The sequence below is a fragment of the Dyella sp. genome, assembly GCF_036384435.1.
Classification (GTDB): domain Bacteria; phylum Pseudomonadota; class Gammaproteobacteria; order Xanthomonadales; family Rhodanobacteraceae; genus GSA-30.
The window spans coordinates 1-23,321 of sequence record NZ_DASVMI010000179.1 but is presented as its reverse complement, the minus strand read 5'-3'; the positions used below and the strand labels follow the sequence as shown (position 1 = coordinate 23,321).

The 23,321-nt window shown below is 60.4% G+C and carries 16 protein-coding genes; 5 read left to right on the top strand and 11 right to left on the bottom strand.

Annotated features, from left to right (window positions below; translation table 11 throughout):
* Window positions 1–284: 284 nt before the first annotated feature.
* On the bottom strand, window positions 285–1,454 hold the full coding sequence (locus VF436_RS18850; RefSeq protein ID WP_330905586.1) for an NAD(P)/FAD-dependent oxidoreductase: 1,170 nt from the start codon (window positions 1,452–1,454) through the stop codon (window positions 285–287).
* Between the two features lie 59 nt (window positions 1,455–1,513).
* Here VF436_RS18850 and VF436_RS18845 point away from each other — a divergent pair, with 59 nt between their 5' ends.
* Both VF436_RS18845 and VF436_RS18840 read left to right on the top strand, forming a co-directional pair.
* Window positions 1,514–1,987 carry a MarR family transcriptional regulator gene (locus tag VF436_RS18845; protein WP_330905585.1) on the top strand — a complete coding sequence of 158 codons (474 nt, stop codon included), beginning with the start codon at window positions 1,514–1,516 and terminating at the stop codon, window positions 1,985–1,987.
* A 174-nt stretch (window positions 1,988–2,161) separates the two neighbouring features.
* On the top strand, window positions 2,162–2,701 hold the full coding sequence (locus VF436_RS18840; RefSeq protein WP_330905584.1) for a glyoxalase superfamily protein: 540 nt from the start codon (window positions 2,162–2,164) through the stop codon (window positions 2,699–2,701).
* Between the two features lie 50 nt (window positions 2,702–2,751).
* Here the strand turns inward: VF436_RS18840 and VF436_RS18835 are convergent, their stop codons facing one another.
* The 3 genes from VF436_RS18835 to VF436_RS18825 form a co-directional block, all read right to left on the bottom strand.
* The gene (locus VF436_RS18835; RefSeq protein ID WP_330905583.1) at window positions 2,752–2,985 is read right to left on the bottom strand and encodes a carboxymuconolactone decarboxylase family protein; all 234 of its coding nucleotides are present in this window, start codon (window positions 2,983–2,985) and stop codon (window positions 2,752–2,754) included.
* A 206-nt stretch (window positions 2,986–3,191) separates the two neighbouring features.
* The gene (locus VF436_RS18830) at window positions 3,192–3,704 is read right to left on the bottom strand and encodes a hypothetical protein (protein WP_330905582.1); all 513 of its coding nucleotides are present in this window, start codon (window positions 3,702–3,704) and stop codon (window positions 3,192–3,194) included.
* A 30-nt stretch (window positions 3,705–3,734) separates the two neighbouring features.
* Window positions 3,735–4,700: an AraC family transcriptional regulator gene (locus tag VF436_RS18825; RefSeq protein WP_330905581.1), complete on the bottom strand. Its 966-nt coding sequence runs from the start codon at window positions 4,698–4,700 to the stop codon at window positions 3,735–3,737.
* Between the two features lie 55 nt (window positions 4,701–4,755).
* On the opposite strand from VF436_RS18825, the gene VF436_RS18820 reads away from it, so the two are divergent.
* The gene (locus VF436_RS18820; RefSeq protein WP_330905580.1) at window positions 4,756–5,730 is read left to right on the top strand and encodes an oxidoreductase; all 975 of its coding nucleotides are present in this window, start codon (window positions 4,756–4,758) and stop codon (window positions 5,728–5,730) included.
* A 99-nt stretch (window positions 5,731–5,829) separates the two neighbouring features.
* On the opposite strand, the gene VF436_RS18815 is transcribed toward VF436_RS18820, so the two are convergent.
* The gene (locus VF436_RS18815) at window positions 5,830–8,016 is read right to left on the bottom strand and encodes a serine aminopeptidase domain-containing protein (protein ID WP_330905579.1); all 2,187 of its coding nucleotides are present in this window, start codon (window positions 8,014–8,016) and stop codon (window positions 5,830–5,832) included.
* A 178-nt stretch (window positions 8,017–8,194) separates the two neighbouring features.
* Here VF436_RS18815 and VF436_RS18810 point away from each other — a divergent pair, with 178 nt between their 5' ends.
* Window positions 8,195–10,321 (top strand): alpha-L-rhamnosidase C-terminal domain-containing protein, encoded by a 2,127-nt coding sequence (locus VF436_RS18810; RefSeq protein WP_330905578.1) that lies wholly within the window; start codon window positions 8,195–8,197, stop codon window positions 10,319–10,321.
* A gap of 51 nt (window positions 10,322–10,372) precedes the next feature.
* Here VF436_RS18810 and VF436_RS18805 read toward each other — a convergent pair whose 3' ends face one another.
* The 6 genes from VF436_RS18805 to VF436_RS18780 form a co-directional block, all read right to left on the bottom strand.
* On the bottom strand, window positions 10,373–13,408 hold the full coding sequence (locus VF436_RS18805; RefSeq protein ID WP_330905577.1) for a TonB-dependent receptor: 3,036 nt from the start codon (window positions 13,406–13,408) through the stop codon (window positions 10,373–10,375).
* A 467-nt stretch (window positions 13,409–13,875) separates the two neighbouring features.
* Complete coding sequence (locus tag VF436_RS18800; RefSeq protein WP_330905576.1) at window positions 13,876–15,240, bottom strand: alpha-L-fucosidase; 1,365 nt, start codon at window positions 15,238–15,240, stop codon at window positions 13,876–13,878.
* A 265-nt stretch (window positions 15,241–15,505) separates the two neighbouring features.
* Window positions 15,506–17,353 carry a beta-galactosidase family protein gene (locus VF436_RS18795; protein WP_330905575.1) on the bottom strand — a complete coding sequence of 616 codons (1,848 nt, stop codon included), beginning with the start codon at window positions 17,351–17,353 and terminating at the stop codon, window positions 15,506–15,508.
* Window positions 17,354–17,421: 68 nt separating this feature from the next.
* Window positions 17,422–20,004 (bottom strand): glycoside hydrolase family 3 protein, encoded by a 2,583-nt coding sequence (locus VF436_RS18790; protein WP_414649881.1) that lies wholly within the window; start codon window positions 20,002–20,004, stop codon window positions 17,422–17,424.
* Window positions 20,005–20,163: 159 nt separating this feature from the next.
* Complete coding sequence (locus VF436_RS18785) at window positions 20,164–20,847, bottom strand: 4'-phosphopantetheinyl transferase family protein (RefSeq protein WP_330905574.1); 684 nt, start codon at window positions 20,845–20,847, stop codon at window positions 20,164–20,166.
* 177 nt (window positions 20,848–21,024) lie between these two features.
* Window positions 21,025–21,933: a LysR family transcriptional regulator gene (locus VF436_RS18780; RefSeq protein ID WP_330905573.1), complete on the bottom strand. Its 909-nt coding sequence runs from the start codon at window positions 21,931–21,933 to the stop codon at window positions 21,025–21,027.
* A gap of 204 nt (window positions 21,934–22,137) precedes the next feature.
* Between VF436_RS18780 and dld the strand changes: the two genes are divergently transcribed.
* Window positions 22,138–23,321 (top strand): D-lactate dehydrogenase (dld, locus tag VF436_RS18775; RefSeq protein ID WP_330905572.1); only part of this gene is annotated, 1,184 nt, incomplete at its 3' end.

Sequence of the window (23,321 nt, the reverse complement as noted above, 5' to 3'; positions counted from 1 at the left end):
CACGATGATAGGCGCGATCCCGCTGGCCTGTATCGTCATTACTCATTCCGCTTGCGTGGGAGCGAATCCATTCGCGATGCCATACGTTCGCTCCTGCGACAAGCAATCAGTGCGCGAGCGAGCCTCATTTGAGAGGCATCGCGAGGCTTGCTGTGGCAGATCTCCGTCGCGGGACGATTTCGAAGCATGCCGTTGCGGCGTAGCACTCCAGGGGCTGAGTGGTTTACGTTCAACACTCATCCGCCATGGCAGCGTCGCTGCCAGACTCGCCTGGCCGGGACATTTCACACGCTCAGGCTTGATGCGAGCGCCTGTCGCTCAGCCTGGTGCCCCTGGTGGATGGCGATCTGATGCGCCAGACCCTCGTGAGACAGGAAGGTCGCTGCCGCTTCGCCGGCTTCTTTGGCTGATGGCTCGGTGCGAGCGAACATGGGCGGTTCATAGGCCGCGATAGCCTGGTCGACGTCTGCATGCTCGATCAGGGCACGGGCCAGTTCGGCTGCATCCAGCATGGCATTGTTCACGCCATCGCCGCCGAACGGCGACATCACATGAGCGGCGTCACCCAGCAGGGTCAGGCCGCGGCGATGGGGCCAGTAGTGGCCGACCGGCAATGCAAGGATCGGGCGCGCGGTGAAATGGTCATTGGCCGCATGGAACAGCTCGAGGATATTTTCGGCGAAACCGGCAAACTCCTGTAGCAGACCCGCGCGCACGCTCGCGGGCGATGCAAGATCGAAACGTCTGGCGGGCCAGTCGAGGGGCACACGAAAGATTGCATAGCCGCGAATATGAGCGTGGCCGTTGCGTTGCACGATCAGGGACCTGCCATCGGCTTCGACCCCCATCTTGCCGTGACCGACCAGCGCGGCGATCGCCGGATGGCTACGGTCAACATCGTCGATACCCAGTTCCACGAAAGTCAGGCCGCTGTATTGCGGCTTGTATGGCGATAACAGCGGACGAACACGCGAATGCGTACCGTCGGCACCGACGACCAGGTCGAACGGGCCTTCGGTGCCATGTTCCAGCTCCAGGCTCCAACGCCCATCGCCCTGGTCGATCAATTGGTGCAGTTGGCATCCCCAACGAACACTGCCGGGAGGCAGGGAGGCCAGCAGCATGTCGCGCAGCGCGGTGCGATCGACCTCCGGCCGGTTGCCGGCGCTGGCATCATCGTCGGCAAACAATAGCTGGCCTTTCTTGTCGTAGAGCCGCGTGCCTTGATCGTCGTATCGGGCGATCGGAGCAAAGGCATCCAGGAGCCGGCCATGGTCGAGTGCCAGCAAGCCGCCATCGTCGTGCAGATCCAGGGTGCCACCCTGAGGGCGTTCCAGCGCATGCGAGTCACGTTCGAATACCACGGTATCCACGCCGTGGACATGGAGGATGCGTGCCAGCGTCAGCCCGCCTGGGCCGCCGCCGACGATGGCGATGCGAGGTTTGGCTGTCATGGCGAGAGGGCTTCCTGTTAGCATAGGGTCCTATGTAATTTAGATAGGTGCCTATTGACATGTCAAGCCAGCTATCCCACGACGACAATCCCATGCGGCTGCTTGGCCAGATCAACCGTGCATTTGCGCGCCTAGTGGATGCACCTCTACGTGATCTGGGTTTCGCCATCGGACAATTGCCGGTGCTGGTGGCACTCAAGCGCGCCAACGCCTTGTCCCAGACGGAATTGGCGCGTCTGGCGGCGGTGGAGCAACCGAGCATGGCGCAGTTGCTCGCGCGCATGGAGCGCGATGGCCTGGTGCGTCGCGTGGCGGATCCGAATGACCGACGCAGTCGCTTGATTTCGCTGACTGAATCAGCGTTGCGGCGCATGCCTAAGGGCAAGGCGGTGATGGACGAAGTATGCGAACAGGCGTTGGACGGTTTCAGCAAGGCCGAGCGCGAACAGTTATTTACCTTGTTGTTGCGAGTGCAGGAGAACCTGGAGAGCACGCCCGGGGAATCACAAGCGCACGCCGGCTCGCATGATTGACGCTTCCGCCAGGCCGGCGCTAGCATGCCAGCAGGTTGATGCTGCCTGCCGCTCGCGCCCCGCCAGGGGATGGTGAAAGCATCGCGTCTTTCCTCGACACCTTTGATCCTTCGACCGGCGATGGGTCGGCAATGCGGGCACCGGCAAGCCTTCGCCGGCACGGGAGGATGTTTCATGACCGATATCGATCAAGCCAAGGCCATGGCCAGGCGGCTGCGCGCTGCGCTGGAAAAAGGCGATATAACCTTAAACCATGCCGCCGCACTTGAGCTGGTTGCGGCACAGCTTGGCTATGACGACTGGAATACCGCATCGGCGCGGCTTGACCCAGTGCCCGAGGCGATACGCTTCCTGCGTACCGTGCCGATACTGCGGATTTTCGACGAAGCCAAGGCGCGCGAGTTCTATGGCGATTTTCTCGGATTCTCCGTGGTATTCGAGCATCGTTTCGAGCCGAACATGCCACTGTACATGGAGGTCGCGCGGGCAGGCTTGGCATTGCACCTTTCCGAGCATCACGGTGACGCCAGCCCTGGCTCAACCGTTTTCGTGCCGATGCAGGGCGTGCATGCCTATCAGCGGGAGTTGATCGCAAAGCGCTACAACTACGGGCGCCCCGGCGTGGAGTCGCAACCTTGGGGCGACGTGTTGCAGGTGCATGATCCCTTCGGTAACCGCATCCGCTTCTGCCAGATGCGCGATAGCCAGGGCTGATTGTCCTCCTGCTGGCGGGTGGTTTGAACTCGCCAGCAGGGAACGCACGCTCACACTCCGGCCTCGTCGAAGACTGTTCGTGCGATGGATATCGCCGATGCTGCGGTCGGCCAACCCGAATAGAAGGTCAGGTGCGTGATGATTCCGATCAGTTCTTCGCGTGTCAGGTCATTGTTGAACGCGCGCCTGAGGTGATGGGCAATTCGTTGGTGCGATAAAGCGACACGAGGCTTGTCACGGTAATCAGGCCGCGCTCGTGTGGTGACAAGGCCTTGCGCTCCCACAGACCGCCAGACAGTACATTGTCAGTGTAGTCGGCAAGGGCAGGGGCGATCTTTCAAAAGCCCTCTGGCCCGGACTTTCAGGTGCGGTCACGATTCCATGGAGTGAAAACTGGCCAATAGTTGTAGAAGCCGCCGTGTGCCAGGATAAGCAGCCTGGGCGGTAGGCGATCGTGATCCAGCCTCACGAATGGCTCCGGCGGTGCGTTCTATCGCACAAACGTCGTCATGCTCAATATCGCGTGGCCATCATCGAGCCTGTACATGCGCATGCCGAGGACCTCATTGTTTATATCCATCCGGTCGATACGCGTTTCGGGCAGGTGGCGACCATCACGAATGACGATGGCCTTTCGCGATTCCAGCATGTGACCGATCAGGTAGGCTGCCTCCAGCGTCTTTGGCTGCTTGCTGTCCCAACGTGCCAGCGCGCAACCCGTTTCGTCTTGTGGTGCGGTCTTTTCATTGAGAATCATGGAAGCCCGGCCGCTGGCGATCCATGCCAGTCGCTCATCTTCATTTTGAAAGTTCTGCTTGCCGCCATCGCGTATGGTCTTGAGCTCATCTTCGGACAGAAGGATGCGTGCACCATTTACCTGCACCGCGATGCAGGGATGAGGTATGTGAGTGGGCAGGTCGATACTCATGGACTGGCCCGGTGATGCGGCAAGAGCAAGGCTGCTCATGGGTAATGCGATAAGGCTGGCGACGAATCGTTTCATGGCAGTTTCCCGGGTGACATGCCTGATGACTCAGGCCCTGATGTCGCTGATACGCGATCGCATGCGGTAGCGTTTCGGAGGCATGCCCATACTACGTTTGAACGCATGGCTGAATGCGCTTTCGGAGGTGTAGCCCAATGAAAGCGCGAGGCTGGCGATGGGCGTGTCTTCCTTGGAAAGTGCACGCTCGGCCAGGTACATGCGCCAACGCGTGAGATAGGCTAGCGGTGCCACGCCGACCATGTTCTTGAAGCGTTCGGCAAACGTGGTGCGAGACATGTTGACCGACTGCGCGAGTTCTTCCAGGCCCCATGCGCGTCCTGGGTCGCCATGCATGATGCGCAGAGTCTGGGCGATGCGCTGGTCGGTCAGGGCTTGCAACCAGCCGCTGACCAGCGGTTCGCTCGATTCAAGGTGTACGCGTAGCACTTGCACGAACATCAGTTGCGCAAGATTGGCTGAAGCCAACGCCGAACCCGGTTGGCGTTGCGCGATTTCGCCGACGAGTTGGCCTAGCATGGCGCGCAGCATGGCAGCTTCCGGCGAGGCCGCACTGACGTGGATAACCGGCGGCAATACATCGCGCAACAGATGGCCGCGTGCTTCATCCAGGGTGACGTGACCGCCAAGCATGAACGTGTCGTCGCCCTCGTCATAGCGGGTGATGCCATCGACCTTGTTGGCGAATACCATGGTGGCGTCGCGCGGCTCCAGCGACGGATCGCTGGTCAGGATGAACGATGTGTCTGCGTTGATCAGGACGACGTCGCCGGTTTCCATGCGAATCGGGGCGTGATCCGGCAGTACGAACCAGCCGTTGCCTTTCATCATGGCGCTGAACTTGATCTGGGACGGCGGCGGGAACCGCATCGCCCAGCGAGGCCCTGCATGAAAGCCACCGCTCATGGCGCACTGGGCATCGACCAGGTGAAGGATGTCGGACAGGGGATCGGCCATGGCCGGATTCTCGCGCAAGAAATCTGTATGGACAAGCATTCAGAATCCAGCGTCTGCGCGGCATAGTGGCCACCTCTTCAAAGGAGCCCTTCCCATGACCAGTCAGCAAATACCGCTCCATTCCGGTTTCAGTGCTGCCTCGACGGCATACGACGTGATCAAAGGCATCGATCTATCCGGCAAGACCGCCATCGTGACCGGCGGCTACTCCGGCATCGGCATCGACACGGTCAAGGCCTTGGTATCGTCCGGCGCCGAAGTGGTCGTACCTGCACGCGATCTTGAGCGTGCGCGCAAGAATCTGGGTGATGTCGCCCAGGTCACTGTCGAGCCCATGGACTTGATGTACCCGGCATCCATCGACATCTTTGCCGAACGTTTCCTGGCTGGCGGCAAGCCGCTGCATATCCTGATCAACAGCGCCGGTGTCATGATGAATCCGCTGACGCGCGATGCCCGCGGCTACGAATCACAATTAGCTACCAATCACCTGGGGCACTATCAGCTGACGATGCGCCTGTGGCCAGCATTGCGTGCCGCTCATGGTGCGCGCGTGGTGTCCGTCTCCTCGCGCGGTCATCGTCTTTCGCCGATGGACTTCAACGACCCGCAGTTCGAGCGACGCGAATACGACAAGCGCGTGGCCTATGGGCAATCCAAGACTGCCAATGCGTTGTTTGCCTTGACGCTGGACCGCCTGGGCGAACCACATGGGATTCGCGCATTTTCTCTACATCCGGGCGGTATCGTGACAGAACTGGCGCGGCATCTCACAGCGCAGGAACTGCTTGCGACCGGATTCGTCCAGGAGGACGGCACACCGATCTTCGATCCTTCGCGTGATATGAAAACGCCGCCACAGGGCGCGGCAACCAGCATCTGGTGCGCCACCAGCCCCCAGCTCGATGACAAAGGTGGCGTGTACTGCGAGAACAGCGATATCGCCGAGCCTGTGCCGGCCGATTCAGACAGGCTGTCTGGCGTGCGCCCCTGGGCCATCGATCAGGACGAGGCCGACAAGCTTTGGGATTTGAGTGAAAAGCTTACCGGCGTCCACATGCCTAAATAGCCGGTCGAACAATGGCACAGGAGCGGTTTCACGCGCTCCTGTGTGAGTGCCGGCTCGAAATTCCGCACCATGGTTCATGGTGATGGTCACGAGCATCGCTCAATGAGACAGCTCGATGTCCACGCGGTGCTTGCCTGCGATCGAAGGTGGAATGAGCGCCGGGCATGGAGCGCCGTCGAAGCGGCATGAAGCCACCCTGTGCCCATCGCCGTGCAAGGCGATGCTCAGTTCGCCATCGCGATAGCGCAGCCCGGACAAGGTTACCGGGCCGATCCCAGCAGGAAGCTGCGGGGCCAGGCGTAGGCCGTCGACGGTCGGATGGATTCCGAATACGCCGGTATAGATAAGTCGAAGATAGGCAGTGGCTGACCAGGTCTGGTCACGTTCGGATGTCCACGCATGCCCCACTTGCCAGCCACCATCGACCTGACCCGTCTGCGCGTTGTAGATCTCCTGGAAATTGCCGCTGCGCAAGGCCAGTTGTGCCTGTGTGCGCAACACTTCGCCCAATTGCGCGGTATGACCATGTGCCGCCAGCGCCGAGCCCCAGAAGCCGCTCGTCATCGGCCAGACGGTATTGTTGTGCCGTCCTGGGTGTTCGTCGTTGTAGCGCGCGAAGGCGGGGTAGACATCCTCGATGCCCCAGGGAGCCAGCTTCGCCTTGCCGATCAGTGCATTGCTGCGCGCATCGCCGGCAATGCCAAACAGGATGGCGAAGGACCAGCCCAGGCCTTCCTGGCTATCGAAGGCATCAATTTTTCGGTGCGCTGGCCAGTAGAGGTAGCTATAGCCGCCGGTGCGAGTGTTCCAGAAATGTCGGTTGATCGCGCGCTTCAATGCATCGGCCTGCGCCTGCAACGCGGCGATCTCGCCTGCCGGGCGTTGCAATGCACGCCCCATCTGGGCAGCGTCTGCGTAGGCTTCATAGTGCACGGCATTGGTGCTCAACGCGGCGACATGGGCGCTGAGCGGGTAGTTGCCTACGTAGGCGCCGTGGCTTTCCGTGGCATCGCTGATCGGCTCGGGATAACCGGAGATGCCATCGTTGATCGACGATGGTCCCAGGAACAGCCCGCTGGTCTTGTCCCAGGCTTTGCTCCGGTGCAAGGCCAGCGTGCGACGCGAGGTGTCATAGGCGATGCGCAGGAAAGCCTCGTCGCCTGTCGCCAGATAATGGCGCCATGCCGCGACAACCCAGATCGCCTGATCCCATTGTTGGTTGTCCTGGCGCACGATGTAGCCATCGCCGTCAGGGTCGATCACCGCCAACAGCGTGTTGCGTGCCAGCCCAGGCGCGATCAGGCTCAGCGCATTCCAGCTGTTGATCGAGGCATCGCGTGTCCAGGCAGCTGGATAACCGCCGCCAGCGCGGACCATCTGTGCGGGCTCGCCTTGGAGCAGGCCGCTGCGTCGATGGGCGGCATCGGCATCTACGCGATTGATTTCCAGGGCGTTGTCCAGCGCCATGCGGTAGGCTTTGCCGTAAAGATCCTGCATGTCGCCGTGTTCGAAAGTCAGCGTCGGGGCCGGCATGGTGGCGCGTGTTGCCGGGCCCGCTAACTTAAGCACGCGCGCGGTCAATGCGGTCCAGGTCGTCCAGGCATGTTCGCCCGGGCCGGTGATCACATGATCGGGAGGGAGCGCCGCGGCCAGCGCCGGCATGGTCGGCGCGAGTTTGTCCTTGTCGCCATAGGCCAGCCATACGCGTCGCGCCACTTCCGGTTGCCGGCTCCACTCGCCGATGCGCCGCCACATCTGGATCTGCCAGTTCTTTGCGTTGGGCGTAGTTGCGGGGGGAGCCTGCCATTGCACAATCCCTCCAGCTTGGTGAATCTGCTGCTGGATATCGCGATCGCCGACACAGGGTGCAAGCAGGATCAACCCGGTCAACTGGTTGGGATAGGTGGTGTCGTAGAGCATGGTGCCCATGCCACCCATCGAGGCGCCAAGCAGCCAGATTTCCCGATACCCCTTGTGGCGTGCCGGCTCGACCACCTCATCGTGCAGATAGGCCATGGCCTTGCCGCTTTCGTAGTAGCCCAAGGTAAGCTCGACCAGGGTGACGTCGGCATCCGGCCATTGCTGCTGGATGCTGGCCGCCATGCCGCTGGCCTTGAGCGCGGCAAGATCGTCCGCGCGCCCAGGTAATACGACCACCAGGCGATGTGCGGGAGCCGGAGCGGCCAGCGTGAGCGTGGCAGGGGGCTTGCTGGTATCGCGGATGGGGCCACAGGCAGCGGCGAGCAGGGACAGGGCGATCAGGTACAGCCAGCGGACGTAGCGCAAAACCGGTCTCCGGCAACAAGGCCACATGATCGAAGCGGTGGCGTGGATGTGTCACTGTGTGTTGTACCACGCGCCATCGGCGATCTTCCAATGCCATCACCCGTTCCGTCGCATGGTCCTGCTGCGATGGCATTCGATGGCGCTACCATGCATGCGTCGTGGATCGGGATTGATCGTCATGTTGCTTATGTACGGGTGCGCTCGCCGCGCGCAGTCTTTTCGATGGCCAGTCGCAGGTGCGCTGGCCGTGATGCTGGCCGCGGCCATGGTGCTCGCCCATGCCGACGACAGCGACTCGTGGCAACGCTATGTCGTGGCACCGGCCAGTCGCCATGTCACGCCGGTGCGTGTGGTCAGCGAACAGGGCGACGTTGTCGATGCCGATCATCTGGTACGGGGAGGCGTGACCGTTCTGCGTCGAGCCGGCTCCGAGGCAGGCAAGCGGGCGCCCGTCAGCAGCGTGGTGCTGGATTTTGGCAAGGTCGTGGTCGGCTATCCACGGCTCTCCTTCGCTGGCGCATCGGATAATCATCCGGGTGTGCGCCTGGCCTTTTCCGAGACGTTGCAGCATCTTTCCGAGCGTTCCGATTACGCGCGTTCGGACTACGCCCATGGACCGGGCACGGACCAGCATGCCGTATCCGGGCAACCCTCGACATGGCTGGACCAGGGCGGTTGCGAGCATGGCCGGAAGGTCTGCGCCGATGGCTTGCATGGTTTTCGATACCTGCGGATCAGTCTTGATGCGTTACCGACCGATACGCCATGGGCGACGGCTTATGGTGAAGTACGCATCGAAAGCGTCTCGCTCGATTTCACGGCGTACCGCGGGACGCCCGCGTCGTATAGCGGATGGTTCGAGTGTTCAAACCCCGCCTTGAATCGATACTGGTACGAGGCCTCGTATACCAACGAACTGGTGACGGACACGTTTCGCTCGGCGGATGTCGACCCTCGTGAGGCAGACAGTCGCGGACTGGATGGCAAACTGGTGCTGCATGATGGTGCCAAGCGTGACCGTGATCCTTATGTGGGCGACATCGCGGTATCCGGACGCACGACTTACCTGACCCATCCCGCAGGCGTGGCCGCGCGCAACGTGCTGGCTGACCTTGCCGACCACCAGCGCGCCGATGGATGGATTCCGCCAGCCTCCATCCGCCATTACACATTGCCGTTATTCGATTATCCACTGTGGTGGGTCGATGCCAGTTGGGATTACATCCTGTACACCGGAGATCTCGACTACGCGCGGAACTACTATCGGCAACTGGTGAAAGCCCTCGACCAATGGTATCCGTCGGTCACCAACTCACGCGGCTTGTTGGCGAGAGGGCAAGGTAATAGCAAGGATTATGGTGACTACGCCTTTCTTCCGCGTCCAGGTGAAGTGACTTACTACAACGCGCTATACGTGATGGCTCTGGACCATGCCGGGGCGTGGGCCCTGGCGCTGGGACATCCGCAGGATGCGGAGCGATGGCGCAAGCGTGCCATCGATGTGCGCGCTGCAATCAACCGGTATTTGTGGGATCCGATCGCAAAAGCTTATCTCGATACGTCCGACGGTTCGGTGCGTCATGGGCAGGATGGCAACGCACTGGCTGTGCTGGCTGGCGTCGCCGATGCATCGCGTGCACGCGATGCCTTGAATTATCTCGCGGACCATACCGCATTGCCGTATGGCAACGCGTTCATGGACAACGACAGCCTGGTGCCCGAAGGTAGCCGACGCGTCTACGCATTCACCTCGTACTTCGATATCGTCGCGCGACTGCGCAGCGGCCAGGTCGATTCGGCCCTGGATGAGATAACCCGCTTGTATGGCTGGATGGAAACCCACGATCCAGGCGTGACACAGTGGGAAGGCATCGGTAGCCAGGGTATGCCGTACGAAGCTGCCTTCACGTCGATGGCGCATGGCTGGTCGACCGGCGTACTACCCGCGCTTACCAATGAATTGCTAGGCGTCACGCCAAGGAGCCCGGGCTTTTCGCGATGGTCGGTCAGGCCGCATCCAGGCCCCGTGGCCTGGGCACGAGGCCGCGTGCCGACGCCGCATGGTCCGTTGGACGTGCGTTGGAGGAATGATCCTGGAAGGCCTTTATTCGTATTGGATATTCGCGCGCCCATGGGTACACAGGGTGATGTGACGCTGCCCATGGACCATGCGAACGTCGAAGTGAAGCTGGACGGTAATCTGGTCTGGCGCGGCGCAGATACACCACAGGCAAGCCGAGAAGGTGACACCATCGTGTTGCATGACCTTACTCCGGGCTTGCACGAGATTACGTTGGGATCGTGATGTCGCGCATCGCCAGAAGACCCTGCAACGACACGATGGGTGTGGCCTCCACTAGAAATCATACGTGACAGAGAAGCGTCCATAGCGCGGGTCTTGCGTGTAAAGTGGCACGCGATATAGCGAATTGAGTGTCTTTGCTGGCCCTTCGCTTGCCGGATAACGAAACAACGCGCGTTGCTGGTTCAGCACATTGAAGACGTTGACCGAGAACGCCAGTCTGGAATCGGCCCAAGCGGGTCGATAGGTCAATCCAAGATCGAGCTGAAAGGTCCAGGGTAGCCGGCCGTGGCTGCCTGGTGGTGAAGGCATGCCGTTACACCAGCGATAGGAACTGCCATACGACACAGGATCGGTATGGTCAGGACCGTAATAACCAGTGCACACTTCCGGAGAACCCGAGATCGCCTGGAGGTTACCTGAAGCCTGCCATTCCGGAGCGAATTGCCAATAGCCGTAAGCCTTGATCACATGGGTGTGATCATTGCCTTGTGGGCCGTTGGAATACTCCATCACGTATCGATTGTCCCAGTCCACGCTGCCAGCGGCGCCGCCCTGGCGGGTGTCTGTGCGTTGCTGGCCTTCCGTATCGCCGTAGCTGCGTGAAAAGACGTAATCGAGCTTGCCATACCAGGTGCCGTCGAATGTGTGCTCGACAAAGGTTTCCAGCGCATAGTAGTTGCGCTTGAGCTTGGGAAAGCCGATCTCCTCGCGGCTGAGCGGTACCTCGAACGGATTGCCCTGCGGGTCGAGCAAGGTGAAGGTATTGCCCGCACCTCCGTTGACCAGATAACAGCTATTCGTCGAACCGACGGTGTAGCCCAGAGACGCCGCCTTGGTATTGATCAGCGAGACATCACAAAAGTCATCGATGGCGCTGAGCAACTTGCGATACGTGGCTTTGGCGCCATACACCCAGTGCTCGCCGAATGATTTGTCGAAGCCGAGGATGTATTCGTCCTGGTGTTCGGCTTTGAGATTTTTCGCAGCGACGGTGCGCGGATCAGGCGGGATCCCAAACGAATTGTTTGCCGATACCGGCTGGCTGATCTGCGTCAGGCCAGTGGGCGCACCAGTGGTTGGGTCGATGCCGCTATAGGTGTAGTACTGCTGGGTCGAAATATAACCGGCGGCCGCGCCCGTGGCTGGGTTGAGGGGCAGGCCCAGATAGTAACGCCCGGCATTGGCAAACACCTTGAAGCTGCTATCGCCGTTGACGTCCCATGACACGCCCAATCGAGGTGCCCATTGCGGCTTGGTCTGCTTGATGAAGGGCTCGCCAAACTGGTTGTAGTCGGTGAACTGGTCATTGCGCAAACCGATCGAAAGCAGCCAGCGGTCGCTGACCTGCCATTTGTCCTCGATGTATTGGGCGCGCTGGTCGGAACGGACATTGACCAGATTGCCAACTACATTGCGGCTGACGTAGTAGCCGCCTTCGCCATTGGGAAAGCCAGCAGTACCTGGGACGAAATTCGAGCCCGGCGCGTCGGAAATGGGTTGCGTCGGATCGGCCTGTTGCCCATAGCTCCACACATAGCCAGGTCCCGGACTGTAGGTGCCGAACGCGATGACCTTCGATTTGACGTTATCGATGCCGGCCGAGAGCGTGTGGTCTCCGAGCTTGTATTCGAGATCGAGCCGGAAATTGGTCGATTTGTTACCCCGGCTTGGATCGCTCAGGTCGGGAACCTGACCGTTATGGATGGCTTTGCCACCATTCAAGCCGGGATTCTGGTTCTGGGCATTATCGACGCGAACCAGGTCAGGGTCGTATACCACTGGTTGATCGTAGTTCTTGTTGTTCATTTCACCGTACGTCGCACTCAGGGTGAGGTTGTCGGTGATGTAACTGGTGTATTTGGTCACCCACAGGTCACCGCCGGTCTTGGTGTCATCGATGGGACCCATCGTGCCGGTACGGCGCAGGTTGGCGTAATCGTAGTTGTAGGCGGTGCCACTGCCTTCGCGCTTGTCGGAGGCGCCGGTCAATTCAAGGATGTTGCGGTCGTTAATATTCCAATCCAGCTTCGCATACCAGCGTGGGCTACGATAGTTGTTGGTCGTGGCCGGGTTATTGTTTCCGACCTCGTTGACGTTCTGCTGGCGCGACTTCTCGAATTCGCCGGCAATAAAGAAGAACAGCTTGTCCTTGATCAATGGGCCGCTGGCATAGGCGCTGACCGTGGTAGTCCACTGGTTGTCTCGGCTGCGCGGCTGGTACAGGCTGCCGGCGGGTGCGGATGAGGGGATGCGAGCGTAGTGCAGGTCGGTCTGATCAGCCCGAGCCCATGCCGGCTCCCATAGCAGTTGCGCGCCAAAATGCCACTCGTTGCTGCCGCGCTTGCCCACCTGGTTGATCACGCCGCCGTCGGAGCGGCCGTATTGGGCACTGTAGCCGCCAGTGTAGACTTCCTGCTGATCGATCGCGCCGTATGGAAGTTGCAGACCACCTTCGGCATTTAATGGATCGGTGGTATTGAAGCCATTGACGTAATAGGCGTTCTCATTAGATGCGGCGCCGCCAAAGCTCGCGATCGAACGCCCCGTGTCGCTCTTGAAGCCGCCGCCGTTGTTGACCACGCCAGGCGCGAGCCGCGCGATGGCTTCGGCGTTGCGACCAAGCGGCAGCCTGGCCAGTTGCTGGGAGGTAATGACGGTGCGCGAATCGACGCTGGTAACGTCGATATTGGGCAGGGCATTGCCGGTGACGTTCACGCTGGACAGCGCGGTGACATCGCTCGGTGATGGGGAGACCGTGGCGGTCGGCTCGATAAAGGAGACGTCGGTACCCTGGCCCACCCGTAAGGTGACGTTCTTGCGCGAATCGACGGGGGCGCCATCACGCATCAGGGTGACCGAGTAATTGCCCAGAGGTAATTGCGACGCGGAGTACCGGCCCCGGGAATCGACGGGTACTTCCCGGCGTATGCCAGAGCCACTTTCTACGACGACCGACTGATTGGCCCCCGCAGGGACGCTGCCGTTGATGCTGCCTGTCGTCGACTGCGCCAGCAAGGGAGCCCATGGGGCAAGACAGATACCGATGGCCATAGCCATGACGGTGCGGCGGACAAGATAAGCATGCATCAGGTCTTTCCCCGTGAACGTTGTAGCCGAAAAGCGACAGCAGTTATGGGCAGCGCATCCAAAGGAATGCGCTGAATGACTGCAGGCTTGGGTCACACCCTCCCCGGGCCTATCGCAAGGCGCTCATTTGCATCGATCCAAATGAGCTTGATTCGCAGGTTTACACGACGTGCCCAGTGCTGTCCACAACTGCAAAGGCTTATAGATGGACGTAAAGCCGTCCAAATTGTTTATCCATGAAGCGATGTCGGTGCTAAGTGTGTGTATTGCCTTGATTTCGACGACATTCGCTCGCGTATGTCGCGTGTGCGCGTCGATGCATGAAAATGCGATGGTCCGCACAAATAGAGAAGCGCGTAAATACGTCTAGCGGTGCAGATTTTTCGGCTTTTCGTGATCGATTCGTGAAGGTCGCCGACGGCCGGACGCGAAGCTCACGTCGCTCCGCCCATACATGACGAGCCTGGTCATTTTTCTACATCGAATAACTTGAGCTCACGAATTCTCGCCGTCCCTGTGGATGAGAGAATCTGGAGTTGAACATGCTGCGCGGTCACCTTTGCGAAGTGATCGATCTTCATATGCCCGATGGCTTGGGCGCGCACTACCTCTCTCCATTGCCCATGATCGAGCACGCGAATTGCATAGTTGCGCACGTGCTGGCCATCATCGAGCCATTCCATGCTCATCGCGCTGTTGAATGTAACGTCATGGCCCAGATCGAGATCCAGCGTGGCATGCGTCGATTCCTGCGGAGCCTCCCAGAATGTCGCCGGATCGTTATCCACGGCGGCACGCACATTGGCCTCTCCAACTGGCGCATGAGCCGCCAGATTTCGATCGTTGCCGTAGCGCGCCTTGAGTGCGGCACCGAACTCTGCAAGCCGGCGCACATCCGCTTCGGGAATCAAACCATGCCGATCCGGAGCGATGCCAAGCATGAGCTGGCCACCTTTGCCCACGCTGTTTTCCCATGTGGTCATCAGGGCATCGACGCTTTTCAGTGATGCGGCGAAATCGGGTTGCGAACTGAAGAACCAGTGATCCTTGTGCAAAGGAGTGTCTACCTCCACCGGGCGCCAGCGCAGCTGCCCGTGGCGATCAATCACGTTCCAGTTTTCATCTTCAATGACACCCTGCTCATTGCCCACCCAGCGAACATCGCCATAGTCGAACAAGCCGACGTCGGCAAATACCATGGTGTTGGGTTGGTATGTGCGCAAGGCCTCGATGTATTTGGGAAAGTCATAGACATGCCCAGCGCTGCCCGCGCCATCGAGCCACCACTCGGTGAGCGGTCCATAATGCGGAACAAGCTCTTCCATTTGCGCTAGATAGAACTGGTCGTACGCATGCGCATTGCCATAACGTGGCTCGTGGCGGTCCCAGGGGGACAGGTAAATGCCAAAGCCCAACCCATGGCGGCGCGCCGCTTCGGATGTCATGCGTACGAGATCGCCCTTGCCATGCAACCATGGACTTGCCTTCACCGAATAGGAGCTCTGATCGGTCGGCCATAGCGCAAAACCATCATGGTGCTTTGCCACCAGTACCATGTAACGCACGCCGGCGGCCTTGACCGCACGAGCCCATTGGTCGGGGTCGACATGGTCTGGATTGAACACAGTAGGCGACGCGGTGCCATCGCCCCATTCACGGTCAAGAAAGGTATTCGTGCCGAAGTGTATGATGACGCCGAATTCCAGGTCCTGCCATGCCACCTGTTGCGGCGACGGCTTGGTGTCGGCGAATGACTGCGCCAGGGAGAGCAGGGGAGCCAGCAACAGGATGGCGGTGGCAAGAAGTCGAACGCGTGGGCCGTGCATGGGCATCGTGGGTACCTTGGATGGCGAGGGCGACTTTTCAGGGAGTCTCGATGGACCTTTCATCGAAGCGATCATGTCGGCGAATGGCTGGGATCGAGCGCCTTCAGCTTCATCAAAGCCGGGTGACTTGTGTCCCGGCCAGAGCCGGGACGACGGGTAGCGCAGCGTTGTAGAAATTCCCTTTAGATGGGATAGCTTTTCAAGCCATCCCTCAGTCCGGAAAAGATCGCAAGCGTGCTTCTGAAGGCATGGTTGGTTCGCATCGGGGATGCTACAACTCCGGCACCTGTTCTCCCGTCCACGAACGCTTGTCCAGGCCGCGCATCTGAGGATTGGCGGGCGTACCGAAATCGAACACCACCACGCTGTTCGCTCCCTTCTTGAACCATGGGCCTGGAGCATACAGGTCTCGCTGTGGACCAATGGACCAGATGCGGCCCAGGTTGTGACCATTGAGCCACGCAAAACCTTTGTCGAAGGCGCGGGTATCCAGAAAGGTATCGGCGGGCGCGGTGACATCGAGGCTGCCGCGATGAAATGCCGGGCCTTCTACTTTGCCGGTGGTCCATCCATGCAGGGTGTCGGGCGAGGTCATGGGCAACGGGAATACCTGCCAGTCATGTAGCACTTCATTCCCCAGCATGACTGGATCGATAAGCCCCGCGTGACCATCCAGCACGCGTGGACCGAAGTTGACGCGGCCGGTGTTTTCCACCAGCACATCGAGCGCGTGTTCGCCCGACGCGATATCCAGGTTGATCGATACCTGCTTGAGACGCCTGTCCACGGTACCTGCCGATTTGCGGTCTACATAGATGGCGGCGTAATCGCGTACGTCGCCGATATAGAGCGTGCCCTTGAACGGGCCATGGATCGTGGTGCGATAGAGGATATAGCCATAGGATTGCCCATAATTCTCCATCGGTAACGGCTGGTCGGCATGTTGCGCGGGTGGCAGGTTGTCCCACAACGAAGCGGCTTCGTTCAGCACGAACGACGGCAGCGAACGCACCGGTGTGGACGCAGGTATCTCCGGTGGCTGTCGCCCGGTTGCGGTAGTGATTGCCTCGCGTAGCAGCTCGTACTTGGGTGTAATGCGTCCGGCTTCATCCAACGGGGCATCGTAATCGTAACTGGTGGTCATCGGGCCGTAGTGCTCTGATGCGCGGTATTGGTAGTTCGCGCCGCCCATGAATCCGAAATTGGTGCCGCCGTGGAACATGTACATGTTGAGCGAATAGCCTTGGCCGAGCATCCATGCCACTTCATCGGCTTCCTGCTTGGGGTCTGTTTTGGCGTGCTTGCCGCCCCACTTGTCGAACCAGCCCGTCCAGTACTCGCCAGCCATGCGTGGTCCTTGCGGTCGGAATCGGGCGAGGGCGGCGAAGCTCTCCCGGGCCTGGCCGGGTGCGAAATCGATGACTGCGGTTACATCGGGCAACGTGCCATTGGCCAGGGCATCGGGGCCGTCGTAGGTCATCAGCACATCATCGGCCAACCCGGCGTTTTGCAAACGCTCGCGGATGGCCTTGAGGTAATCCTTGTCGTCATCGTAGGAGCCGTATTCGTTTTCCAGTTCAGTGGCGATGATCGGGCCGCCGTGGCTGGCCATCAGTGGCGCCAGTTGCTTGCCCAGGTGTTGCAGATAGCTTTCGGCGGCATCCAGGAAACGTGGATCGCGTGAGCGCACGCGCATGCCCGGCTCCGTCCACAGCCATGCCGGATAGCCGCCCGCGTCCCATTCGCCACAGATGTACGGGCCTGGACGCAGGATTACATTGAGTCCTTCGTGCTGGGCCAGTTTCACGAAGGCAGCTACGTCGTTGTTGTCGGTGAAATCGAAGCGGCCTTTCTCCGGCTCGATCAGGTTCCAGAACACATACGTGGTAACCGTGTTGAGCCCCATGGCCTTGGCCTTGCGCAGGCGGTCCGTCCAATATGGCCGCGGTATGCGCTGGAAATGCATTTCGCCGGAAATGATCTGATAGGGTTTGCCTTCGCGCATGAAGTGATCGCCCGATACGGTCACGACAGGATTGGCGTGCAGGGGCAGGTTCGCACCGACAAGCGCGAGCGCTGCTGCGGCAATGGCAACCCGGGAAAGACGAAGGCGTTTCATGGATTCTCCTGTCAAGACGCAAACATTGGGCAAATGGCGTGTAGCGACTAAAAAGCGGCTGGTAGCGTTCAGCGGGGAAGGCGTTGTTTCCCCGTCACGATGAAGGTGAGTAACTCCCCGGGTGCATCCTCGGGTTGGCCGCCGCCCACGAACAGCGTGTACTGCCCGCCAATGACGGCGCGTTGACCGTCTGCGTCAACCGAGCTCAGGCGGCGGGGATCGAGCACGAAGGTGACTTGGCGTGACTGGCCTGCTTTGAGATGAATGCGTTGCATGCCGACAAGCTGGCGTCGTGGTGCCAGTTTGTCCTCGGACGGATAGCTCAGGTACGCCTGCGCGACTTCGTCGCCGTCGCGCGATCCGGTGTTGCGCACGGTAATGCTGGCCATCAGGGTCTGCCCGGCATTCATATGTCTGGATGACAGATGCGCGGATGCATAAGCAAAATGCGTATAGCTCAGGCCATACCCGAAACGGAAAAGCGGATCGCCCTGGAAGTAACGATAGGTACGCCCTTGCATCTGATAGCTGGTGAACGGTGGCAAGTCTCGCACGGAGCGGTAAAAGGTGACCGGCAGGCGGCCCGCCGGATTGAAATCCCCTGCCAGGGCCTGAGCGATGGCCGTGCCACCCTCCTGGCCGGGATACCAGGCGGCCAGTATCGCCGACGCGTGATCCCTGGCCCAATTCAGCGCAACGGCGCTGCCGGACATCAATACGACGATCAACGGCTTGCCTCGGGCGGCGGCTCGCTCCAGCAACGCCTGCTGCACGGCAGGCAAGGCAATATCGGTGCGATCGCCACCGTCGAAGCCGGGCGCGTCGATATGCAACTCTTCGCCTTCGACATCGGGTGAGAGCCCGACGAACGCGATCGTGGCGTCGGCCTGGTCGACCGCGCGTTCGGCTTCGGCCAGTTGTGCATCGGCAGGGGCGATCCATTGCAGGCGGATGCCCTGGTCATCGCCCTGATGCGAGAACTCCAGCTTCAGTGCATGCGGGGCCGTGTCAGCCAGATGCATGCTTGCCCGAAGATGGCCGTCGTTGCCAGAATCGTCGATGACCCGCTTATCATCGATGTACAAGCGCACGGGATCGTGCCCCAGGCAGTCGAAACAGCGATCCACGTGAACGACCAGCGTGTAGTCGCCAGGGGCGGGCGGTATGAGCTGGCCCGTCCAGCGTACGGCGTAACGACCATCAGGAAGGCCGGCCGGCGTGACATGGTCCCAGTCGAAATCGACGATGCGATCCAGGCGAGTCACTGCCGGCTTACCCTCGAACCGGGTGTTCGTGTAATAGCTTCCCATCAATCCGGCTTCATGGCCGTGGCGCAAGGCGGTTTCAGGGATGGGTACGGGCACCTGCGCGGCAACCGGCGCACCTTGTGCATAGTGGATGCGCTCGATGCCGAGGCGCTGCCGAAGTGCCTGCAATGGCGTGACTGGATCGAGTGCGGTGCCGTGATAGTTTGCTTCCAGTGCTTCGACAGTATCGGCATTGGGACCGATGACCGCCAGGCGTGGCAGGCCAGCAAGCGGCAAGATGCCATGATCGTTCTTGAGCAGGACCAGCGACTCCTGCGCAGCAAGCAAGGCAAGCGTCGGGTCCGGCGCCGGCGTGGCGCGCCTGGTATGCCCGGCTGTAGCCGGCTCCATGTCACCGAGGCGATAGCGCACGGCAAACAGGCGAATCAGCGCGCGATCCAGGGTGGCTTCCGGCAATGTGCCGTCACGCACGGCGGTGCCGAGTGCGGCATAAGCATCGCCGCAATCCAGGTCGGTGCCTGCCAGCATCGCTGCCGCCGACGAACCGGCATTGTCCGGACGAAAGAAGTGGAAGTGCGTCATGTCATCGATGGCGTCGCAATCGGACACGACAAAGCCCTTGAATCCCCATTGCTTGCGTAGCGTATCTTCCAGCAGATTCGCGTTTGCACACACGGGCGTGCCATGAAGCGCGTTGTATGCGCACATCACCGATCCGGCGTGGCCTTCGGTGATCGCGGCGCGGAAGGCGGGCAGGTACGTGGCCTCCAGGTCGTGCGCAGACACGTCGACGTCGAAACCATGGCGACCCGCTTCGGGCCCGCTATGCACTGCGAAATGCTTGGGTGTGGCGATGGCCTTCGGGTGGTCTGGATCATCTCCCTGGATGCCTTTGACGAAGCCCACGGCCAGTTGGCTCGTCAAGTACGGATCCTCGCCGTAGGTCTCCTGGCCGCGGCCCCAGCGAGGATCGCGGAAGATATTGATGTTGGGCGACCACAACGTCAGGCCTGCATAGCGTGGATGGTCGTGGCCGGCGCCGATGGCATCGAAACGTGCGCGCGCCTGACTGGCCACGGTCTGCCCAACCCTGTAAGCCAGTTGGGGATCCCAACTGGCGGCCAGCCCGATCGCCTGCGGAAACACCGTGGCATAACCGCCACGTGCGGCGCCGTGCAGTCCTTCATTCCACCAGTCGTATGCGGGGATGCCCAGCCTGGAGAGCGCGGGTGCGCTGCTTTGCAGTTGCGAGATCTTTTCGTCCAGGCTCATGCGCGCGACCAGTTGGCTGGCTCGCACTTCAGGCGAAGGCGTCGCGGCATGCGCCATCAGGCACAGTGCCGCCATGACCAGCAACGTGCCCAGACGAAGTGTTGTCTTCATCCAGGCATTCTCATGCAGCGAGACCATCCCGGGCAATTGCCTGATGCCGGGTTCGTGACACTGGGTCATGTCGGCATGACTTCTGGCGGTGCCTTGGCGCGAAACCCTTCGCGTGAGAACAGCGATGACCGGTCATCCCAGGCGCCTTGCTATTTGTGATCAATCTATGACGAGCGCCGTGACCACATGCTCGGGCAGGCAGGCGTAATGTATCAACAAGCTTTGTCCGCGTTGCCATCGCGGGCTCCAGTCCTGGCACAGCTGAAGCTCCAGGGTGTTCTGCGTGCAATGACGAGCACGGGCTGCGCTGAATTCGAAGAACTGCCGGACATGCGGATACAGTGCCTTGTACAAGGCTTCCTTGGCTGAGAAAACCAGGGTCAATGCCTGGGAGGCTGGAAATGCGTCCAATGAGTCCAGTTCTGCAGGATGCGTGATCTGCGGGGCGATTTCCTCCATCACAGAAGGCTCGATCCATCGCTCGATATCCAGGCCGATCGTGCTGCATATGTCTGTTGGCGCAACGGCGGACAGGGCGAGGTCATGGCAATGGCTGATGCAGCCTGTCCATCCAGACGGCCATACGGGCAAGCCGTCAGACGCGCGTCCGGGCATGTCCGCGCTCGCCAGGCCTGCCGATTGCAACGCGTGCATCGCCGTGTGTCTCCCGGCGAGGAATTCGCGCTTCCTCTTCGGGGAGGCGTTTTGCAACGAAGGCGCAAGGGCGCTCCCTGTGAGTTGCCCGCCGCATGGATCGACAAGCATCCCCGTGAGCCACATGGCAGCAGGCATGCCCAGGGCGGCGGCCAGTTCCGGGAGCAGGGTAGCCGATTGCGTACTCATGGAGGGGAGCGTCAGCTGGGTCAACGATGTCTTCCTCGGCGTGTAGAAGCCAATTCAATCAAGATGCAATTCATGATCCAGCCGCAAATGAAGCCTCAATACGCCAATCTCCGACCCCATTACGATCCATGTCGCTTGTGGGAGCTTCAGGCCATCGATCCGCGACTGAAGTTGCCCCTACGAAGGTGCCGGAGGTCCCCGTCCGCGCGATACATCGCGTAGAACCTGCACGAAATTCCGAACCGTGGCGGAGCTATCCCGTGGGCGCGCGATGAGCGCAATGGCCGTCTTCAGGCCCTTGTTCCTGATCTTCAGGTATGCCACGCCATCGGCATGGATATGCCGCATGGAGCTTGGAATCACGCTGACGCCGAATCCTGCCGCCACCATATTCACGGCCGAGGATATTTGCGGTGATTCCATGGCAATGCGTGGCGAAAAACCCAGCATGCGGCACGCGCTGATGATCGAATCGTAGAGCTCCGGGCCGATTTCCCTGGGAAACAGGATCAATGGATCGGTAGCCAGTTGTGCCAGATCGACGCTACGTTGCGCGGCCAGGCGATGACTGGCGGACAATACCGCGATCATTTCTTCCTCGACCAAGGGGGTAACCACGAGTGTGCCGCAATCCAGTGGTAGCCGCACCAGCGCGCAATCAACCTCACCGCTGGAGACCTTGTTCAGCAATGCCGTACTGTTGCTCTCCTGGGCCTTGACCAGGACGCCCGGATAGCTGTGCTGGAAAAGCCTCAACGTCGTGGCAACCCGAGGATGAAAGACCGTAGACCCGGCAAATCCGATCAGTAACTTGCCGCTCTCGCCTCGTACGGTCTTCTTGATGTATTCGAGCGTGTCATCAACGTCGTCGAGTATGCGTCTGGCGCGCTCCTTGAAGATGACTCCGGCTTCCGTGAGTTCGACGCGTCGCGGGTGTCGCACGAACAGGCGTGTGCCGATCTCACGTTCCAGCTTGATGATCTGCTGGCTTAGAGGCGGCTGCGCCATGCCCAGGCGCTCGGCGGCGACGGTGAAATGCAGATGCTCGGCAACGGCAAGAAAGTATTTGAGCTGGCGAAATTCCACGCGGCTTTCCCCCTGGACATCCAGGCCTGGACGCCTGATCGCATCATCATAGCCGGCCGGCGCGCTTGTCGATATGTTTTTCGTCTTGAAAAGATCCTTTCAAGATATTGGATCGAATGATGGCAGGCCTTTAAGCTTCCGGTATCGATCGTCGGTCGTGACCCCGCTGGATATACCTCAGTGTTCAACCCCGAGGAGCCTTGCATGTCCGCTATGCTCGAATGGCCGCCAGCGGCATCCGTGAAATCGGGCATTGCCCGGAGTCATCTGATTTCCGAGCTGAAATCCATCGTTGGAACTGGACATGTGCTGACCGGCGAAAGCCGGACGCGTCGCTATCGTACCGGTTTTCGTTTTGGCACCGGACGGGCGTTGGCCGTGGTGCGCCCAGGCACCTTGGTCGAGCAATGGCGTGTGCTCAAGGCCTGCGTGGATGCCAACATCATCGTGATCGCTCAGGCATCCAATACGGGCCTCACCGGCGGGTCCACGCCCGACGGCGAGAGCTACGATCGCGACGTGGTCATTATCAGTACTTCGCGCATGAAGAAAATCTACCTGGTCGATGGTGGCAGGCAGGTCATTTGCCTGCCAGGCGCCACGCTGGACCAGCTCGAAAAAGCGCTGTTGCCGATCGGCCGTGAGCCGCATTCGGTCATAGGCTCCAGCTGCATCGGGGCCTCGGTATTGGGTGGCATCTGCAATAACTCCGGGGGCGCCCTGGTGCAGCGTGGTCCGGCCTATACACAGATGTCGATGTTTGGCCGGGTCGACGAGGCCGGCGATCTGCATCTGGTCAATCACCTGGGTGTACGGCTGGCCGGCCCGGAAGAGGATGTGCTTGGTCGCCTTGATGCGGGCTCGTTTTCCGATGCGGACGTGATCGCCGATGCCGGGGCAGGTCATGATCACGGCTACATCAGGCACGTGCGCGAGATCGATCAATCTACGCCCGCGCGCTTCAATGCCGATCCTGGCAGGCTGTTCGAATCCTCCGGTTCGGCCGGCAAGGTGATGGTGTTTGCCGTGCGGCTGGATACGTTTCCCATGGACCGCAATCCGCAGGTGTTCTATATCGGCAGCAACCAGACCGAAGAACTCACCGAGATACGCCGGGCTGTGCTGTCGCAGTTCGAACACATGCCGATATCCGGCGAGTATCTCCATCGCGACGCCTTCGAGGTGGCCGAGAAGTACGGCAAGGACACGTTCCTGATGATCCGCCTGCTGGGCACGTCGCGGTTGCCGGCGCTGTTTGGCTGGAAGGCTCGCCTTGATGCCTGGTTCGAGCGCATTCCCTTTCTTCCAGGCAATCTGACCGATCGATTGATGCAGGCGTCAAGCCGGCTTTTCCCAAGCCACTTGCCGGCGCGCATGAAGGATTTTCA

Bases quoted from the DNA above. Each gene is read 5' to 3' on its own strand.
- VF436_RS18850 (WP_330905586.1), bottom strand. From the start codon at position 1,454: ATGACAGCCAAACCTCGCATCGCCATCGTCGGCGGCGGCCCAGGCGGG.
- VF436_RS18845 (WP_330905585.1), top strand. From the start codon at position 1,514: ATGTCAAGCCAGCTATCCCACGACGACAATCCCATGCGGCTGCTTGGC.
- VF436_RS18840 (WP_330905584.1), top strand. From the start codon at position 2,162: ATGACCGATATCGATCAAGCCAAGGCCATGGCCAGGCGGCTGCGCGCT.
- VF436_RS18830 (WP_330905582.1), bottom strand. From the start codon at position 3,704: ATGAAACGATTCGTCGCCAGCCTTATCGCATTACCCATGAGCAGCCTT.
- VF436_RS18825 (WP_330905581.1), bottom strand. From the start codon at position 4,700: ATGCTTGTCCATACAGATTTCTTGCGCGAGAATCCGGCCATGGCCGAT.
- VF436_RS18820 (WP_330905580.1), top strand. From the start codon at position 4,756: ATGACCAGTCAGCAAATACCGCTCCATTCCGGTTTCAGTGCTGCCTCG.
- VF436_RS18810 (WP_330905578.1), top strand. From the start codon at position 8,195: ATGTTGCTTATGTACGGGTGCGCTCGCCGCGCGCAGTCTTTTCGATGG.
- VF436_RS18805 (WP_330905577.1), bottom strand. From the start codon at position 13,408: ATGCATGCTTATCTTGTCCGCCGCACCGTCATGGCTATGGCCATCGGT.
- VF436_RS18800 (WP_330905576.1), bottom strand. From the start codon at position 15,240: ATGCCCATGCACGGCCCACGCGTTCGACTTCTTGCCACCGCCATCCTG.
- VF436_RS18795 (WP_330905575.1), bottom strand. From the start codon at position 17,353: ATGAAACGCCTTCGTCTTTCCCGGGTTGCCATTGCCGCAGCAGCGCTC.
- VF436_RS18790 (WP_414649881.1), bottom strand. From the start codon at position 20,004: ATGAAGACAACACTTCGTCTGGGCACGTTGCTGGTCATGGCGGCACTG.
- VF436_RS18785 (WP_330905574.1), bottom strand. From the start codon at position 20,847: ATGAGTACGCAATCGGCTACCCTGCTCCCGGAACTGGCCGCCGCCCTG.